7 protein-coding genes are annotated in these 20,839 nt (G+C 51.0%); 2 read left to right on the top strand and 5 right to left on the bottom strand.

Annotated features, from left to right (window positions below; all coding sequences use genetic code 11):
• Positions 1-45: 45 nt before the first annotated feature.
• From BHAP_RS10205 to BHAP_RS10185, 5 genes are all read right to left on the bottom strand, one after another.
• A complete protein-coding gene (locus tag BHAP_RS10205; RefSeq protein WP_158216470.1) occupies positions 46-2,253 on the bottom strand; it encodes a transglutaminase-like domain-containing protein in 2,208 nt (735 codons plus the stop codon).
• Between the two features lie 398 nt (positions 2,254-2,651).
• On the bottom strand, positions 2,652-3,467 hold the full coding sequence (locus BHAP_RS11670; RefSeq protein ID WP_158216469.1) for a DUF58 domain-containing protein: 816 nt from the start codon (positions 3,465-3,467) through the stop codon (positions 2,652-2,654).
• A 518-nt stretch (positions 3,468-3,985) separates the two neighbouring features.
• Complete coding sequence (locus BHAP_RS10195; RefSeq protein ID WP_094730575.1) at positions 3,986-5,122, bottom strand: AAA family ATPase; 1,137 nt, start codon at positions 5,120-5,122, stop codon at positions 3,986-3,988.
• 18 nt (positions 5,123-5,140) lie between these two features.
• Complete coding sequence (locus BHAP_RS10190) at positions 5,141-10,360, bottom strand: Ig-like domain-containing protein (RefSeq protein WP_211279731.1); 5,220 nt, start codon at positions 10,358-10,360, stop codon at positions 5,141-5,143.
• Between the two features lie 326 nt (positions 10,361-10,686).
• The gene (locus BHAP_RS10185; RefSeq protein WP_094730573.1) at positions 10,687-11,880 is read right to left on the bottom strand and encodes a serine/threonine-protein kinase; all 1,194 of its coding nucleotides are present in this window, start codon (positions 11,878-11,880) and stop codon (positions 10,687-10,689) included.
• A 404-nt stretch (positions 11,881-12,284) separates the two neighbouring features.
• Here BHAP_RS10185 and BHAP_RS10180 point away from each other — a divergent pair, with 404 nt between their 5' ends.
• Positions 12,285-16,451 (top strand): PD-(D/E)XK nuclease family protein, encoded by a 4,167-nt coding sequence (locus BHAP_RS10180; protein ID WP_094730581.1) that lies wholly within the window; start codon positions 12,285-12,287, stop codon positions 16,449-16,451.
• A complete protein-coding gene (locus BHAP_RS10175) occupies positions 16,448-20,764 on the top strand; it encodes an ATP-dependent DNA helicase (protein ID WP_094730572.1) in 4,317 nt (1,438 codons plus the stop codon). Before BHAP_RS10180 ends, BHAP_RS10175 begins: the two co-directional genes overlap by 4 nt.
• The last annotated feature ends 75 nt before the right edge of the window (positions 20,765-20,839 follow it).

The raw sequence follows: 20,839 nt of genomic DNA, 5'->3' as shown, positions 1-20,839 counted from the left end.
GCTGAATATGGTGGCTTCCTTCTGATGAAGGAAGCCACCATATTGTTATGAGGGCAGCTCCGTGGCGTGCTGTCGGATGATTGACAGAACGCCACGGAGTGACAGCCGTGCTCGCCAGCGTTGCATCAGTGGCAGTGATGCCAACATTTGCTGACTGAGTTGTTTGACATTGAGCCAATATGATTCAGCCTGATATGCATCGGGCGCAATACTCGAATACATCGCTTGATCAGCTTGGTCTGCCATGCTGCGCAACATAATGGTAAATTCGGTTGTGTGCTGGTCGGATAAATGAGATGTCTGTGCACGATGTTTGCTGTGGTTACGGAAACACTGGAGAAGACGCGCACTCATTGAGCTATGGCTGAGCGGGCTGAGTGATATCGGTATGTCTCCATACTTGATTATCGCGCTCACTTGCTCATGTCGCGTCAATGTTCCAGAGCACAGTCGTGTCGCCATTGTGCATGGCAATGCTTGTACGATAAGTACATCCCATCCGGCAAGCACACGGTGACGAGGCGAACCGCGACATCGGATGATCATCAACACTGTTCGTTTGATTGCGATCACTAAGATGCAATATAACGTCATAAGCCAGATCGGGCTGCCGTACCATAACGCTTTGGTTGCAATGTGTGCGAAACGATGTTGTGCAGTTGGTTCTACAGGTGGTTCAGCGTTCGTACCTCCTACTGTCGAACGATCATGAAGCTGAGCATGATCTCGTAACGGATCTATCAAGGGTAGTGATGGTTGTCGGATAATAGGTGTGGAATCCGGTACCACGCTCATGCCTGCTACAGCAGTGCGCGACTCATCAGGCGTTGGATCGAACATCACCCATCCAAGCCCTTCGAGCTTGATTTCCACCCATGCGGCAATATGCTCGCCAGTGAATGTCATAACCGTATTTTGGACAGCCTCGCTACTAGCCTTCTCGCTGTTATATGGCATGATCGCTGTTCGATCGCTGTCAGACGGTAGTAATCCCAATACCACGCGGGCTGGCAACCCAACTTGACGTGCCATAAGGGCCATTGCAGAAGCGTATTGTTCATCATCTCCGACCATAAGATCAGCGGACATCATTGCATCAAGTCGATAACTGCTATGCCCGGGCGGCGACGGGTATTCTCCTTGTGCTCCGTGGGATAGCCAGCCATGTTCATGCAATACAGTGGCGAGCAGTTGTGCTGTTTGACCAGTTGGTTTTTGCCCTGCGGCGGTAGCTATAGCCAATGAGGTCAACGATTCTGGCATTGCAAGAGGTTCGGGTGATGTGATCGTATCTGCTGCAGCATTATTGATTTGCTGCTCATCTGGCTGTGGATGCAGAATGCCACTGACGGTATACGATAAATCTTGTTGTATTCCCGGCAATATGAGTGCTGCTTCAGCATCAGCATGGTGGAAAACCGCCGGAGTCTGACTGCGTAACCAATCTGTATCCCGTGAAGCGTGAGTTTCTATAGTCTCTAGTGCGATAGAAGAAACATCACCAGCGACTGGTAGCCAAATGTCACCGAAATTCGCTCCAATAGTAAATCGAGCACTGAAAGGTATAGCTGTCTCATCGTGCGTATCCGACGTTGGCAATGTTGTGCCCGATCCAATGCGACGGTATTCACCATGACTGGTATGCGCCTCTTCACCGGATACATTCCACACCTGACCGTCAAATACATCCATAACAGCAATCCTGATTGGCGTTCCATGAGGTAATCCAGTCACTGTCATTATGGTATCGTTTGCATATCGTTTGCGGTATGCGCGCATACCGCTTAACGGACTGGCATAATCGCGCAAACTGACGGGCGGATCATAGTACTCACGTAACACGAAGCGATGCGATGGTATGGTCTGACAGATAATACAGGTCACTGCAGCGGCAACAAGTAACGTGATAATAGCGCGTATTATCTTTCTCACATGGTGCTGATACTGGTTGTTGGTTTGCTCGGTGGTAGTGAGCCACTGCCAGGCCATAATGCTTATTGCACTGATCGCTGCGGTAACGCGGTAATAACCTGATGACGTGCCTAATGCTGCACATATAGCAAACGACGACAATACAACGATGATGAACGCAACAGCATGACGCCATTGCAGAAGTTGCTGCGATGTATGATGAACGCTACTGTGAATGTTAGTGTTATACGGTGCACCTGTCGGTGCCGCTGGCGTCATGACATGCCACAAGCACCAGCGCATAAGCATTGACGACCATAGGCATATTGTCCATAATGCCATGAATCCTCCGTTATCCGTCCCAACTGGAGAGCTAAGCGCAACAACGTATGAGAACGAATCGAATATGGCTCGCCATCCCAAGACCAGTGACGTCAGCGTTGGCAAATGTCCCACAGCAATACCGTCATACGTGATCAATGGGCCAATCATGAATTGTGAGATGATCAACGTGATTATTGCCGCCCACGCAGTGGCCTGCTTCATCATCCGAGCGGCCAATACCCCACATAGGGTTGCTGGTATTGCAGTGCAGAGCCAGCTGATAAAGAAGGACCCGTACACATCAATGAGATTCGACGCGGATAACAACGTTATAACGATAGCTATGATTGACCCGCGCACTGTGGTAGATAATTGCGGTAGTCTCCTTTGGTGGACATTACTATCTGCTGTGTTACTCATAACAATGCTCCCATCGCCGTAGGGAGATCCTGCAATGAGCTGATTGTCATGAGAACATACCACGGCAACATTGCCACATGGCACGGCTTATCTTGTTGTACTGTGATCACTACGTGATAAGCGGCATGTGGACTGGATTCAGTCAATGCAGCGATGCGCTCATCATGCATGCGTGAACCGGTAACGAGCATCTGGCATATACGCTGGTCAAGGCGAGAACGTTCAATACTCTCATCTTCACTTGATTGCACAGGTACATGTTGCTGTTCGCCCGTGGCATGATCATCACCATATATAAGGTCGCTGCAAGCATCAAGAAATGACTGCATATCTATTGGTCGGAAAACCTTGCCTCCAGCGGATACGGATAACGGCCGCTGAGCCTTAATACAAGCCACGCCCAGTGACGCATATGCAGCGACCGCTATTTCAAATTCATTCGCATCTGAGTAAGCATCCGCGTCAGACACCAGTGTCAACCCAGTGTCAACACGACGCATAGCAGTGTATCGACGTATCATCAGCACATCAGATTTCGCTGAACTCGGCCAATGAACGTTACGCAAATCATCGCCGGGCTGGTACTCTCGCAATGATTGAAAATCAAGCCCATCGCTCACCTGATCGCCACAGAGCAGTCCTTGTGGATCGTGAATAAAGCCCGTACGCGGCAGTGAGACTGCTGTAGTAAACGGATGCACGTGAACATTGACTGTCTCAGACAGATCTCGTGTCTTCCCGCATAAGCCGAATGGATCTGAAGGCGACGTACTAGCTGGTCCAATATGTAGTACTGTTCGTGCCGTTGGCATGAGTGGGACTTTCACAGTACGTGATGTCCCGCGTTGGATGCGAGGAACATCAACGATGTGCTGTGCGGTAGATGTGTGATCACGAACTGGTAGCTGTAAGCGACATCGTGCTGGGCGGATACGTGAAACATTGGTGATCACAAGTGACATCTCAATAGTTTCTCCGGCGACAGCCGAGCGTTCTGGACTAGGAATATCAACACGTAGTGAACCAGTTTGGATACACGATATGAGCGCCACAATGAGCATGCAACTGAGCATGATGGCACAAGCCAGAAACTCATGCCATCGTGTTGGAAACCATATTGCAAGACAGATAACAACGAATAATGCGGACAATAATCCTCGGGTAGATAATACGTTGCTTACTCGAATGCGGGTTTTCAACGAGGCACAAGCATTGTTGAATTGCACCGCAGGAGCCGCAATAGATGTTGGCACAGCAGCCTCTTGCCCTTGGGAAATGGAATCGTACGCGTGACACGTACGCCGACGAATAAATGACATCAATGGCATAGTCATGACGAATTCCTCCATTCCATATGTGCTTCATCCACTGTTGGTACCGGCACATTGTCAAGTGCGCGTACAACAGTCCGTTCTGGTGTATCCCCTGACATAAGCGCTTGATGTTGCAACATAATGCGATGTGCCAATATAGGAACTGCCAATGCTTTAACATCATCGGGTATAACAAAATGGCGACCTTCAGCCGCAGCCCAAATGCGCACGCAACGAACGAGTGACAGCAGACCTCGAGTTGACGGGCCACTCGCTGTTGTTTCATCATGCCGAATATATTCAATGATGCGCACCATGTAGTCCAGCAGCACTGGAGCGATATGGATTGCGCTCGCTAACGAACGCAGTTCGGCGAGTCCCGGTCCGTCTATGACTGGACGGACACTGGCTGCACGATCTGGCACGTCAACCTGTTGAGCTAAGGCAAGACTGGCTTCATGACCAGGATGCCCAATTGAGGTTCGTAATAAGAATCGATCTAATTGCGCTTCCGGCAACCGGTATGTGCCGAGTTGATCAATAGGATTTTGCGTGGCGATAACCATGAATGGATCTGGTACTGTATGCGTCGTTCCATCTACTGTGACTTTGCGTTCCTCCATCACTTCCAGTAGCGCGGACTGTGTTTTGGCTGATGCCCGGTTGATTTCGTCAGCGAGCACAATGGATGCAAATACTGGGCCAGGTCGGAACGAAAACGTGGAACGTGACCGCTCGTAGAATGTGACACCGATGATATCGGACGGTAATAAATCCGCTGTGAATTGAATACGATTGAACGGTACATCAACTGATCGTGCTAATCCTTTTGCTAACTGAGTTTTGCCGGTTCCTGGATCATCTTCGATGAGTACATGGCCTCCTGCAAGTAACGCGGTAACACACAGCCGAATCGGTATTGGTTTGCCCACAACGACCCGTCCGATGGTATCGGTTAATAGCTCAAATCCTGCATGCAATAATTGTGCGGCATTGTCCGTAGGTGGAGTTGATCGGCGGCTACGGCGGGAAGATGCTCGTGGCACTGGAACAGTAGATTGTGCATTGTCTACTTGTTGCGGCATATCGGAGCGTAATTGGGTGGCATCATCGGCAATCCAAGTTGCATCGTGTACGAGAATATGCTCTGTCATGGTGACTCCTTTATCTCTTTACATCATTTCGATAGGAATGAGACGCGTATGTTGGGAGCGTCTGCTTAGGGGATTGGTGGTTGATTGTGGAGTACGAGTCTGATCGGGTTGATCCGGTTCTGGTTTCGGGTCCGGATTGGGCGACGGGTCCGGGTTTGGGCCCGGTTCTGGAACTTCTGGGAGCGTCGGCGTAATGGTCGCTGTTGTTGAGAGACTCGAAGGAATTGAACGTCGTAAATGTAAGGTTGCTGTCACCGTTATGGCGTTATCTGACTTGTCCTCTTCATTGTTGGTAAGAGGAAAAGACGTGGACAAATTATCACATGAGAGTGTGTGCGTCACTGCTCCTTCAAGCGTCACCTGTGCGCACCCAGCATTGCGCATATTACCGAGCGTGACATGAGCTGTAATTTGATTGCCATCCTGTGTCAACACTAGTTTTGGTGGATCAGGATCACTCCACGGTCGAGTATCATCATTGGACGTGCCAGCAATACTGCCTCCAACACGGTTATATGCTGTCACACTGGCTCGGAAGGTTGTCTCATCGGTAATAGCTTCATCAGGTATTGCAATATCAATGGACGTTCCATTAGTGCTCTGCGTATTGTGATACCGGCCTGAGGCATCAGATACCGTGACGATGAATCGTTCTGCTTTGCTGCCGTCATAGTCGGGCATATTCCAATGAACTGTAATACGACGATATCCAGCTTGCGCCACGATATTGATTGGCTGCGGCGGTACTACATCTGGCATGCCTACCACTGCGGCTGAGGCATCGGACCATCCGACTTCGTTACGCGCTTTTACTGTGAACGTATACTGCCGTTCGTTGGTTAGGCCATCGATTCGACATGTTGTGGCAAGGCCGCAAGAATGAGAACCTCCATCCCACTCAACTCGATATTCAAGAATTGGACTGCCGTTTGAGGCTCCTGCAACCCACGCCAGATTGACTGAAGCATTGTGTGACTGTCTATCAGTCGGCAGCATCAGTGGTGCTGCTGGTCTTGCGATTACAGTTATCTCAACCAGTGTGCGCACGTGTCGATCGGGAGAGTTGGTACCGTCTTGCACGGTTACTCGAAGAGTTGATGCTCCAGCTTGTGCAGTATCGGCAACAGTAATCGATATCGTGCCATTGGCTGAGCATTGTGCCACGTTGATTTCATGTGAACCATCAACAACGCAGTTCACAATTGTTAGAGCCTTTTGCGGGAACGGGTTATACGCATGCTCTAATATGTTCACTGTCGCAGATGCCCCTGCCTGAACAGTCAGCCGTTGCTGATTGAGACGCGCCAATGGCCGCGATGAAATAGTCGTACGCACGATCACATGTCCGCTAACGGTGCCTTTCGCGTAACGGATCGTAATCGGAACAGTGATATCGCCAGCAGTCGCGTGTTCTACCGCGCGAATGGTCATCATCCCGTCAGATGTTACAGATACTGCTATCCGTTCATCGTCAGCTCCAGTGCTTGTATACGTACAGCGTTGTGTAGCAGAAGGACTATCGCTTGCACTGGTATTGGCATCGGTACTGCGATGAGTAGTGCAGGAGCCAGTGTCACGTATGAACGCAGACAGATCAATAACCGACGTCTCACCGGCTGGTACATCAACGGTGGGGGAGACGAATAATGGTGGGGGAATAGTCGTACCTGTTACACTGATCGGTAGTGTCAAAACCGCACGATTGACAATACGCGATGTGTGCTCGCTTGGATTGGCATCAACCACTGCAAACGTAATTGACGCAGGGCCTACATAACCGTCTTGTGGTACGAATCGCAAAGTCTGCGCGTCAACGAACAAGTCAGTATTCTCAGATTTGGTTGCGCTGACCTCTTCTGCAGATGCTACGAACGCGGTTTTCCCAACGCCTACTCGCACATGATCTGCGATGCGAATGATTAACGCATCACCGTCACGTACTGTCAACGATGGTGCATTTGGTCGCAATAATGGTGGAAACACTCCATACGCTGGTACATGTATGAATGCCGTCGAGGAAATGCCATGTGTTGTGTTCGTTACGGTATACGGTACAGCGCGGGCCTGTTCAGTGAGATCAATGCTGATAATGGTGGAGGATTCACCGCCAATACGACGAGCGTGATCGGCTGCGGATGAATCAATAGTTACTGTGAGCTCGTGAGCAGTACCGGATGGGTTATTAATCCATGCTGCAACGTCGACTTCTACTGATCGTTTATCGATCGTATCAGCAGCAGGAATTCGATGATCTTGCACAATGGGAGGAGAAATTGGTGCCGCTGCGTCAATATGAATGGTCAATGTGGCGGTACTTGATAGACCAGCCTCATTTTGTACTGTATGCACCACGTAGGCAGTGCCTTCCTGCTGTGGCGTGGTAAAGGTGATCGTGCCTTGGCTATACGTGGCGTCAGTAATACCCTGCACATCGTCAAGTCGACTTACCGATATGACAGAATCATCCGAAATGATATCGTTATCAGTCACTTGCACACTAGCTCGCGTATTGGGGCGCAACGTGATGTCGTCATCGCGAGCCAGCACTGTATCTGCTGTATCCTGATGAAACACGGCAACGGATATGTTGGCTTGTGCTCTGCGTCCTGACCAATCTTCTACCGCATATGAGAACGAATCAGTGCCAGAAGAATCCGCATATGCTTCATACACCATGTAATTGGCACCGATATCAATAATACGTCCGAGTGAAGGCGCACGATTGCCTAATCCCAGTAATGTAACGTCATCGCCGTCTGCATCAATACCAGTGAGTGCAATCTCAAGGCGCGCTGTTCGTCCTGCAGCGACTTGAGCTTGTACCGGTAGCGGTTTTGGATCAGCTTTGGACTGTGCATCTGCTTGATGTACTTCAATAACGATAGTGCCATGTGCCCTGTTACCGGCATCATCATGTACCGTATAGGTGGCTTGATATCGGCCTGATACTGAACTCGCTTGGTATCGAATAGTGTTGTCAGACACGAACAATAATCCTTTGAAGGTATCGCGGTTGTATTGCAGATCGTGGTCGAGCGTGACTCCAGCATCAGATGAAGCGAGTATGTAATCATGAATAGTGGCTGATGTGATACCTCCAGTTCTCACGCGTAATGTGATATCGCGCGCAACGAGTATTCCATGACGACGAGCAGTCGGAGGATATACCACGATGGTGCCTACAGATGAGCCTGCCTGATTTGATGCGGTATACCGTATATTTACTGGTGCATTCGGGATGCGCTGTCCAACCACATATACTCGGGTACCCAAAATACCGGCAGATATGCCTGTCGACGGTTCGACGTTGACACTGGTGATCGCTAATGTTCCGCCTGATGGGTCACGATCGTTTATGAGCGGCTCAACGATAGCTGTACCATCGGTGCTCAGTATGGCGACATCATCAGCTGTAACAGGAATGGTATCGATTGAAGATTGAGCGGTGATCTCAACTCTGACCATACCGTCAGCGTTCACATCGCCTTGCGTGACCGTATAAGGCACGTAATATGTGCCGGGGTTGCTTGCCATAACCGTGAAAGACAGGTCGTTCTCTTTGATGGTTGTTGTACCTGCCGGTTGTTGCACAGTGCTCAGCATTGGCATACGCGCAGACGTAGCATGCACGTATGGCGTGATATCAACCATGACGGGTGTATCTGGCTTCGCTGATACGGTGATCGGGTCAATGCGGGCTGGCAATGTATTGACTGGATGGACCGAAACATATATGAGTCCATCACTGGTTACACGGCCGTCATGCACGGTTACTCGCACTGGAACACGGCCAGACGCATTGCTATGAGCGGAAAAAGTTAGTAAACCATCCGCGCGAACTTGTGCAACGCTAACCTCTTCTGCCAATACGGTTGCATCAGTCAGTGACAGGAGGTCACCATCAGCATCGGTGAACGACGCTAAGGCATTCACTGACATTACAGCACCTTGTTCGATCTCATATTCTGGGGGAATATCGGTTTGTGCTGCAGGCTGATTGTGATCATGGGGGACAGGTTTCACGATAACGGTTGCTGATGATCGTCTGCCGCGTCCATCATCAATCTCATATGAAAACCGTATGTCAGTACTGTTTGTATCGGTTAATGCAGTCGCGTTGAGTTGTATATAGCGTCCATCAAACACTGACGATACGGTGACATCATCAACTGATGGTGGTGTGACTGTAATAATACGTAGTACTGAGCAATCCGATTGCTCATCATTGTGCAACACATCAAGTATTCGTGTACTGCCCATGCGAATACCCATGTGATCGTCCACAGCTCTCGGTGGTCCCGAATGTTCAGCACATTCCTCGGCATATTCTCGCTGTTCTCCGGATGTTGGAAACGTATCGGCGTGAGCAGTATCGCCACCTTCCTGCTGCAAGGAATCCCACGATACGTCAACAGCATCCATAGCAGATTGCGGGTCCCATAGCGTACCATGAGCCGCATCATTAAGCACTACCAATCGATGATTTGTGCGGAACTGAAGATGTGCAGAGTGTGACACTGAAGCCAGCGTTTGGAATTCTCCTTGATTGCCGTGTGCATCACTACCATCAGCATCGCAAATACGCCGATAGTTACGCGCCGGCTGACTCCATGCCGCATATACACATCCAGCTACTGACACCGGTTGTGCTGGCGTTCCCTCACCCGTAGTAGCCAATCGCAACGCTTGTGATGACCCGTGGCGCAGCTGTGTGACGAATAAGCCATTGCGATCAGCTGCCGCTACCCATGAGCTTTGGTCGCCATCCACATCTGGCGACTGCAACGTCAACGTATCGGTTGAATCGACTGTCGCCATACCATCGGGCCATTGGATGAATCCTTGTGTTGCAATTACTGGCACCGAGCCAACTACAGTGAAGCTATTTGCAGACAGAGAACGGCCATTACTGAGCGACACCATATCCTGAACAGAACCATTAGTGTCAGCGGTGATTACCATGCCGTCACGTGGACGATATCCGTACACAATACCGTCATGAGATACAGCAATCATGCCACCTTCACCGAGCTTCATCGTCGGGTCGGATTGACTTGCAGCGAGCGCATGCAAAGATGTTAGGGGACCTACTCGTACGTGACCGTTTGTTGTGTCTAGCAGAGCGATAGTGTTTCCGGCGAGCGAAATCTGAACATGTGTTGCGATATCAATCTGCGCATTGGTGCGCATGGTGGCAGTATCCATGCTGGTGATCGTGTGCGAATCGATTATCGCCATACTGTTGCCGGATTGTGCGACGTCGAATCGAGGCGTCGAAGCAGGAACGGATGCATCGATTTGCCCTACGCGCACGTTGAATCTTGCAATCGATCGATGAGTGCTGGATGTAACCCATACTGTGCCATTATCGAGATGTACTCGTTGCCGAGTTACTGTGGTGACGATTAGCGCTCCAACGATGATGACTAGCAGTATAAGCGCGGCCAACAGTAACGCGAGACGAGGGCGGTGTGGTTTTCTGGTATGCGTGCGACCTGTTGAGCTTGACTTAGTTAGAAGAGTAGTCGTCAGTCGAGTAATGAGTGTGTGGGGATGTATCCTGATCATGATGAGACTCCTGCCTCGCACGTTGCAGCCGGTGAGTTCGCTATTGCTGTAGCATCCTCATGTTTGAAGTGACGGTTTGGCTGCGTTGAGGCCACCTCAGGTGGTGGCATATGTCGGTTGTTGTCATTTACCACGCCGAGCATGTCGGTATCGACAGTTTCACTGCCGTGCCATAAAAGCATTGCTGCCAATAGAGCTGCGAGTAATGCAGCTGCGATGATGATTGCTAGCAGTGTGTGTAGTGATGGATGTATATGTGATCTGCGGATACGGCGTAAGGGTGTAACGGGCTTCGGATGTGCTGATGGTGTACGTGTATATGGTTGGCTTGAGGAAGAAGCCATTATGGAAACGGTTGGGCCTGACGGCAAATCCGATGGGGCTGGTAGTGCATGTGGCTCTGCTTCGTGTATAAGACGATACTGAACCTCCTGCAATGTGTGCATGCATTCGCGCATTGAACCATAGCGGTCATCAGGATGGTGCGCCATCAAGCGACGAAGTATACGCACGAGGTCAGCGGGCAAATCGTAAGTATCAAGATCGCATCGTTCGGGAGGCATACCAGTCAGTAGTGCTGCTAGTGTGGCTCCCATCGAGTACATATCGGACATGTCATTGCCGCCACTTAACCCAGCGAGTACTTCTGGTGCAGACCACAGTGGTGAGTGCCCGGTGATAACCGAGGTCTGATACAAATGCGCGCAGATGCCAAAATCGGCAAGTAATGGTAGCCCATGCGCGTCAAGCAACACATTAGATGGTTTGACATCGCGATGGACAAAACCTTGCCTGTGTGCGAACGATAAGGCGTCGGCGAGCTGGATGCCGATATCAAGCGTTCGCATAACTGACATGGGCTGGTGACGAATCAGATCTTGACAAGATCCGTTTGTTGCATAATCGAGCAGTAGACAACCACGTCCACAAGCATCCACGAATGAGCCGTGGATGGTGAGGATGTGCGGATGCGCTGACAGTGCTGTTAGTGCTTTTGCTTCCGATTGGAATCGTTGTTGATCTTGATAGTGAAGAGGCTGATGAGAAACCTTTACGGCCAGATCACGATGCTGTTGGACATGACGAAACAGGTACACGTTGGCGGCTGCACCCGAGCCGAGCATGCGAATGAACACACAGTCAGGCACCTGCGGCACAGGTAATGCGTTGGGTTCTGTGATGTGATGCATCGTTGTCTCCCAAGTCGAATGTGATCATGAGTGGGTGCGAGCATACACGATTACGCGACCTTGTCTACTGGTATTTGGGGTATGTGGTCGAACGGTCGAAGATCGTTGAAAAACCGGGGATGTGAAGAAATTGTGTGTGAAATAATGTGGATAACTCGAGGTGCATAAAGGCGCAAAACGTTGGAAATCCGGGCTTGTAATGATTATGTGAAGCCGTGATGCAAGGTAATAATTATTCGAACGAATTTTCGATCGGCGTGTCGTGACTGCGACACGTCGACAATATGCCTGATCTGCAATGGCTTACTGGACCTGTATGAGACAAGCCGGGCATGGTTCTCTTTACGCTGGATGACATGACTGGGACCAAGCCTGAGCGCTCCTGTTACGAGCTGCATGACGATATGCGACGCGATGACGCGATCGTGACGCTCAAGGATGCTCTGGCGTCGTTGCTGGCAGATTCCGGTGCACTACTTGCCTGCGGCGCCCCAGGATGTGGCAAAACCTCATTTGCTTTTGACGTGTTAATGGCTGGATTGCGCGTTGAAGGCGGAATGTCCTCGGTGATGACGGTTTCGGATCGTCATACGGCTGATTTGCTTGCCGATGAGGCAATTCGTCGCATCGGTTCGCTCTCACGTACTCGGCCGGTAACCACGCTGTCTGCTGTAGCATTCCAACTCGTTACGACAGTTCGCAAACGTTTAGGCGAGCCAATGCCTAAGCTCGTTAACGGAGCGGAGCAGGACGCGTTACTGCATCGTGTAGTCGAAGCACACGTAACACACGATAAGGCAGGCGATACCTGCGAAACGTGTCTGCTGTTACGCGACTATTTCGGCTTAGACGATTGGTGTAGTGTACTCGCCTCTGAGAATGGTGATACGCGAGAACAGCGAGTATCTGGCGATGCTAGCCGCACGGTAAGTGGTGCATTTGTCGTGCAGCTGCGTGACATGATTGCGCGCATGAATGAGCTGGGTGTGCATGATGAGGATGAGTCGAGCGTATTAGCCACACTCGGCGAATGGTCGGCGCATGTCGAGCGGCTACGCGTACAGTGGCGGCTTGCCTTTGCGCTCAGAAAGCAGTACATGGACGCTATTCGTCAGATGCCTGGCAATGAGTTTCGACTCGATTCATCTCGACTGCTCATTGAAGGCGTGGAAGCGGTACGTCAGGCCAACGCTGACGAACTGCCTCGCATGGTAGTTGTTGACGATGTTCAAGATCTGACATTAGCTGGATTGTCATTCTTAGAAGCGTTACATGAGCAAAAAGTGCCGTTGGTATTGGTTGGCAATCCTGACGAGGCGGTGCAAACGTTCCGTGGATCATATCCTGAGTATGTATTTGCACAGATCATCCACAGATTTGATGCGCGAACATTGCGTATTGAAACGGTTGATAGGCATCCTGATAACAGTCAAGTCAATGTCTCGCTTGATGAGCGCGATGGTGAGCATTCGGCTTACACGTATCGGGAGTTAATAGCATCCCGCGTATCACTCTCTATCCGTTCATCCGCGGATAGCGATACGCCGTTGCCATCTCGTCCCGGTAAACTGCCACAACTGCCGAATAGTTTGCCAATACGCACATTGGACAACGATAACGCGATACTTGAAGACGACAGTTTGCTTACACGGTTGTATCGAAGTGAGGCAGAGGAACTCGATGATATCGTATGGCATATCAAACAAGCGCATCTTACGCAGGGTGATGCGTGGAATGATATGGCTGTTATCGCTCACGATAATGCAACGGTACGTGCGTTCGGTGAACGATTGCGCCGCGACGGTGTGCCAGTACGATACTCGTCGGTGACTCGACCATTGCGCGATGAGTCGTTCGTTCAAGGATTGTTTGCACTTCTTGAACTGGCACAGTTACGCCACAATATGCCAGCTGAGATGCCGATGAGTTTGAGCGCTATAGCACTGTTTGTCCGCTCACGCGTCAGCATGCTTATGTCGAGTCCGCTCATCAGTATTGGCGCGAGTCGCAATCATGAGGGACGTCCAGCAATATTAGCTAACGTAGAATCTGCTATGAACGCGCTCGAATCATTAGCATCGGTTATATACAACGATGCGAATGATCTTACAGACACTGATCTTCATCACAATGGTGCTTCTGCATTGCGCGCGCTTATTGAACGCTGGAATCAGTGGCATGACGCTATACTTCAGGCACGAGCTGGTGTGCTTGTAGAACGCGATGATTCGCTCATTGATGAGGCTACATCGGCCGGTGATAACCTGCTGTTTGGCACGAACGCACTGTATCTGCTCCTCGAATTTGACGCGACTGATACAGTATTGGCTTCGATTGAAGCCATATGTGGTGACGATCCGCACGCGCAAGCGTTTTCACGCTTGTGGACTCTTGTATCCAAAGTCGCACAAGGATTAGAGAGCCTGCCATCTAACGAACCGCAATATGCGTTGGCGCTCGCATGGGATGCGTGCGGCGTTGCGCATCGTTGGCAGCGTGAGGCGTTGTATAACACGGATGAAGGCAGAACAGCTAATGACCGGTTGGACGCTGCAATGCGCCTGTTTGACTACGCTTCTGGTTCAACTGCTGCACATGACTGGCACAGTTTTGTCAATCAAATTCGAGACATGCGTATTGAAGCTGACTCCCTAGCACGTCTCGCCCCTATTGATCAGGCTGTCACCTTAACCACACCGGCTGGAGCTGCTGGACGACATTGGAAACAAGTATGGATTCCAGCACTGCAGCAAGACGTATGGCCGAATCTGACACCGCGTAATACCATGTTTGGCGGTGAAGACTTGACGAATGTGGTGCTATTCGGCCGTATTTTTGACGGTGCTGACACAGCCCTTGATCCTGCAATCGACGCGGTGCTAGCTTCTGAACAGAAGAGTTTGCTTGTGGCGCTGACTCGCGCACGGAGAGTGACGTTAAGCGCAGTATACGACGACGATACAGCGCCTTCAGATTTCCTCTACGTGTATCTGCCAGAGCGTTTCAACCGCAGCGCACAAGCAGATCCCCAACAAAGAGGGTATACTCCACTTGCAGATGCTGATCGGTTCAACGGATTAGACGGCACGGTACGTGGATTAGTTGCTGCTGCCCGTACGATACTCGTTACTCAACCACAAGATTCTCCTCAATGGGCTGATGCAATCGCCGCGTTGCGACTACTTCGCTCTCGCGGCGTCAGCGCAGCAGACCCGCAGCAATGGCCGTTTGTAAGCGACGGCCAAGATGAAGATAACGAACATCACACACCAGCACTTGGCGACGAACTTCGTACGTGTGAAGCTGAGCAGCATACGGTTGATCTGACTCAAGGTCACACGCACTATCGCAATACCGGCGATACTTCGTCAGTGGTTACTCTGTCGCCGTCTGATGTGGACGCAATCTGGGCATGTCCAATATGCTGGATGTTGTCTCGACGGTTCTATGGTCCTCGCGCTAGCAGTGTGCAAGCATCATTTGGTTCACTCATTCACGCTGTCGCGCAACAGGCCAGCGAAGAGGGCCTTGACTTGCCAAATGCATTCGCAGATCAGCCGATTGAATCGCGTGTGGCAGCAATTCACGCCCGTATGTTGGATATTTATCACGAGTTAAGCGGTCCGTTGTCTGTCTCTGACCCGAAGCAACAATATGATGCAGCACGTAAAGATGCTTCCGCAGACGCGATACTTGACATGATTGCCCACTATTTTGTCATGTCAAACATGGACGAATATCCGGCGGGCAATCATACGAATTTCACTGTAGGCACTCTGCAAGAGGCCGAATGCGAGCGAACATTTACCGCCCGGTTTGACAGTAACGATATTCTTGCCGCTTGTTTGGCTACAGATGGCATCGAATCGATGAGTCGCAGTGAACTCATTGCGATCATGGGCTCTCTCGTTGGCGGCTGGCCTGAAGCAATGGATGAACATCTCACCATCCGTTTATCCGGGCGTATGGATCGACTAGAGCGACGAATACTGCCGAACGGCTGTGAGACGGTTCGTTTGATCGATTACAAGACAGGCAGCGTGCCATCAGTGAAAGACATCGTCAACGATTTGCAGCTCGTATGTTATCAGCTTGCTCTCGCGTTCCCAGAACATGAGCCGAACACAGGTCTTGCATCCGGACATATGCCGACTATTGCCCAGAGTGCCTTGTTCCATGTTGCATACAATGATGCTCCTGCAAAAAGTTACGGTCAGGAAAGTTTATTCCAACCATCGCTGTTCACAGGTCAAGGACTGAATAACACAGTATTCATGCCTCGCAGAGGCTACAATCAGCCGTCCAAGGTGCTGGACGTACCCGATTTACCTGACACGCCGCCGGACGGTGTACGAGAGTCAACATGGCAATCATTACTGAATTTGCGCGGCACGCAGGCGGTGTGGGCGCTTACGATGATTGCCCGCGTATGGTATGCGACTGCAGCAAGCCAATCGCGTGTCCTAGAAGCTCACCCGTTGCCGTCTCATGTTCGTAAGTGTCGTATGACGACAGTATGCCCGGCATGTGCTGGCCAGATTGACACCATATTCGAGACGAGGCAAGCATGAGCATTCGTATTACTGACAGTCCAGAACAGGCGAAGGTTATTCACGCGCCAGCCGACGATGATGTACTCGTCGTTGCCGGTGCTGGAAGTGGCAAAACCTACACGATGACACGTCGTATCATCAATCTCATCGCAGAAGGCGTGCCGCCAGAACGCATTCTCGGCTTAACATTCACGCGCAAAGCCGCATCCGAACTACTCACACGAGTATCTGCTGCAATAAGCGAGCGTGATGAACTGACCGATCGGACCAGTGCCACACATGCGCGGCGAATGTTTCTCAAACCTGAGATATCCACGTATGATGCGTTTTTTCAATCGATTGTGCGACAGTATGGTCTGCTGGTCGGTTTTGATCGCGAGACGCAACCGTTAAGCGAAGCAGGAGCGATGACACTGGCTGCTTCGGTAATCGGTCGGCATACTGAATCGTTACTCTCGCGTGATTTCGGGTCGTTTAATACCGTAGTTGACCATATGCTTGGACTGTCACATGCGATCGGCAATGCAATGATCGGTGCGGATGTCTCGAGCGTAGATGAAGCCATCGCTCGTATCCGACAGTGGGATGCGGATTTCATACAACGGCTCGATACTGCGATCGGTGAACAACCCGTGCCGCAAGAGATACCGAAAGCGAAAGCTCCCACTCGCGCTCGCAAAGATTCGGATGCTTCCTATGCAGTGAAACAAGACGAGTATCGAGCACAACTACATGAATTGTGCGTATGGCGATGTGATAGGTTACGTGATGTTGCTCAGCGTCGTGATGTACTTCTCGATTTAGTAGCGGAGTATGAGCGCGAGAAACGGCGACAGAATATGGCAGAATTCAGTGATTTTACTGTTGCTGCCTACCAGCTGGTGTCTCGATTCCCATCGATCTCGCAAACGTATCGGCGGCGATACTCTCACGTGTTGCTTGACGAGTATCAGGATACGTCAACCACGCAAGCCATGCTTATCGCGGCATTATTCCACCCGTCGCAGAATACCGACACTGTCACATCGGTGACATCGGCCGCATCACACAGTGTTACTGCACTATCGCAGCACACGCAACATGACGGTGTACCACAACATCTGCTGGCGCGTTCTCTTAAACGACCAGTCACCGATTCGTACGCGCATGTTAATGCTGTTGGTGACCCATTCCAGTCGATTTACGCATGGCGAGGCGCAAGTCCTGGCGCATTCCGCATGTTCCAGCGAGATTTCGACATGCCTGCGGACGTGAAACCTTACCCGTTGAGTGTAACTCGTCGTAACTCGCGTATCGTGCTCGAAGCTGCTAACAATCTGACATTGCCGTTGCGACTTCCCTCATCGCGGCAGAGTAGCTCACTCATGCATGAAGTTGAAGTGAACGAATTATCAGCTCTTGACACTGCTGATGTCGGTACGATTGGCGTGCTCGGATTTGACACGTTCGGGCAAGAAGTCGATGCGGTAGCAAGGTTTGCACGGCAGGCGATTCGCCGATATCGCAAAAATAACGCCGAAGTCGATGGACAAGATAGTCAAAAGACGCCCGAAACCAGAACGTCGACGGAAGACCATCGAACGCACGTTGCTGTACTGATGCGCAGCAAAACCCACATGGCACAGTTTGCGCAAGGTCTAGAACGTGCCGGGCTTACCACACTAGTAGTCGGTAGAGCAGCGCTTCTCGAACGGCCAGAAATTCGTGACATACTCGCATTACTGCATGTGGTGGCTGATCGTACCGACAGTGCGTCACTGATGCGTCTGCTCGCTACGCCACGGTTTGCACTCGGGGCTGACGCACTAGCTGCGTTAGCTGGGTTAGCGAGTCGATTGGACGACCAGTACCGGTATCGGTCGCTTGTTGAAGCGGGCCTTGTAACACCAAAGCAGCACGATGACGATGCGATTGACACTGCGATCGATAGCAAGATCGCACGAGAACAGGCCGCAATTGTGCGCGCATATCGAGATCAGGTGCCGCATGCTATCTATCTTGCAGATGTACTGTTGCGTAAAGATTTAGCACGCTTGCTTGATGCTGACACGTCGATTGACGATCGCTCGGCTGCAATAATCTTGCGCGCAGGCCGTGCGTTGCAAGAAGTGCAAGCAGTAGCTAATCATGCGCTTGTCGAGGTGATCGAAACTGCAGTGCGAGCGCTCAATCTTGATATTGATCTGATTGTCGCACAGTCAATCATGCATCCGGATGCCTCGTCTTCTTCAACTACGCCAGTATTAGCGCGCGTTGGTATCGATACCCTCCTTACTTTGGTTGATACGTATACGAAAGAAACACTTGAAGGACAGTCACCAACATTGCGAGGATTTATCGCATGGCTCGACTCAATGGATCGTATCGAAGAAGACACTGCTGTAATACCAGACACTCCGGCTGACGTCGTACTCATGACCATCCACCAGTCTAAAGGATTGGAATGGGATGCGGTGGCCGTCGTCGGCATGGCTGCCGGCTCATTCCCCAGCAATCAGAGCGGCCTGCATATTGCAGTTGATGAACAACATTCGGGTGGTTATTCACCAGTTTCAGGTCGATGGTCGCCGCCCGAATATCAGACGAGTGTGACCACATGGCTAGACGATGAATCCGCAGTACCCGCGCCGGTACGTGTGGACGCTGGTATTTTGCCGAGATTCCCACACGACGCACATTCGTCGTCACAAAACGCGACTGACGGGCTTGCCCTGCTTGACGATGTTGAAGTTATCGATGATGAGATTTACGGAGACATGCGCGGTAAAGATATCGGCGATGGTATGGAAGATTCCAATCCAGACGACTGGTATTTAACACAGGAAGAAGAATACGGTCGTCGTCTACTCGCGGATGAACGTCGTCTTGCCTATGTTGCCCTCACTCGTGCGCGACATGATGCACTCATAACCTACAGTCGATATAACACGGAGAGCCGCGATCCCAATGTGTTGCTGAATACAAGTGGTCGCAAACCTGTTGCGGCTAAACCATCAGTATTCTGGAGTGAACTCTACGAATCACTGGGCAATCATGCCGATCGCGTAACTGCCGACGGTGATAATGAACACGCTATTGAAGGCAGGGACAAGACGAATGAGACACCGTCAACGGGTGAAGAATCAGCACATGACGACCATGACATCATCACTTTGCAATCAGCAGGCGTAGCGCGACCTGACGGTTTCTTCGTCGGCGACCAAGCCTTCGCATATGAACAAGCAGTTGTTGAACAAGCGTGGCGTAGTGAGCTTAATCAGCAAGTTTCGGACGGTACACTGTCATGGCCAGCAACGCTATCCCACGGCGTTATGAAACGGATCTGTGCTGGTATGAACGAATTGGAACAGTCAACTGATACGTCGTCAGCCAGTGACCAGTTGCCGAAACATGCCGACAGTACCAATGACAATAACAGTGTCAATACAGACTCGCGTGACTCATTACTGGCTCGTGCACTCATGCTCACGTCCGATCCTGACTTGATGCCGCAGTCGTACGATGACACAGAACTTGACGATCATGTGCGCCGCAAAGCAAGCCAGATCCTTGCGCGAGGCCGGCAGTCAGTCACCGCATTACAAACCAGAGCTGGCCAGATCTCTCCACGAGACGCGCGCATCATATGGCGAGGACTCATCCGTCCAATTCCGCATGTAGCACCGCCCGCAGCTGAAGCTGGCACGTTGCTCCATGCGTGGGCAGAACAATTTATCAGAGCATATGACGAATTCGGCGGCGAAACTATCGGCACGGATATACGTAACTTATCGGCAGATAATGCAGACAATTCGGACAACATCATCGCATCCGCAGCCATACCGCCGACTCGTGAAACTATGCTTGCCGAACTAGTCGAACAAGAGAACACAATACGTGCCAACCCCAGCACCGCCAAAGAACGCCATGTAGCATTGTGGAAACGCCGCCTCGCAACATCACCGTGGGCGAGCCGACGACCAGCGTGGGCTGAGCGGCAAATCGTCGTCGCTCTGCCAGATGGAACCATTGTCAACGGCAAACTTGATGCGGTTTTTTACGGTGGACTTGACGAATCTGATACGACCAAACAATACGTTATTGTAGATTGGAAGACAGGAAAACGACCTCATACATCGGAGGATATTGCCAACAAACTTGTGCAACTTGACTGGTATCGACTGTTATTAGCGAACGTCGAACACGTGCCGTTAGACAGTATCGATGCCACCCTCTACTATCTGAGTGAACCCAATGAGGGAACGCGTGAGCTACATGCACATGCGAAAACAGAACAGGAAATCCTTGCCGAGTTGAGCTCCGGTATCCCGGAACAATCCGACGACGACTGACACATGGCGGCCAAAGTCATGGCGGCCAATACCATGTGCCACCCACAGAGGTAAAACGTGCCGTGGGCCTCGCGT

The organism is Bifidobacterium hapali (genome assembly GCF_002259755.1).
GTDB classification, from domain to species: domain Bacteria; phylum Actinomycetota; class Actinomycetes; order Actinomycetales; family Bifidobacteriaceae; genus Bifidobacterium; species Bifidobacterium hapali.
Note: the sequence above shows the minus strand (reverse complement) of the source record. Positions and strands in the feature narration are given on the sequence as shown.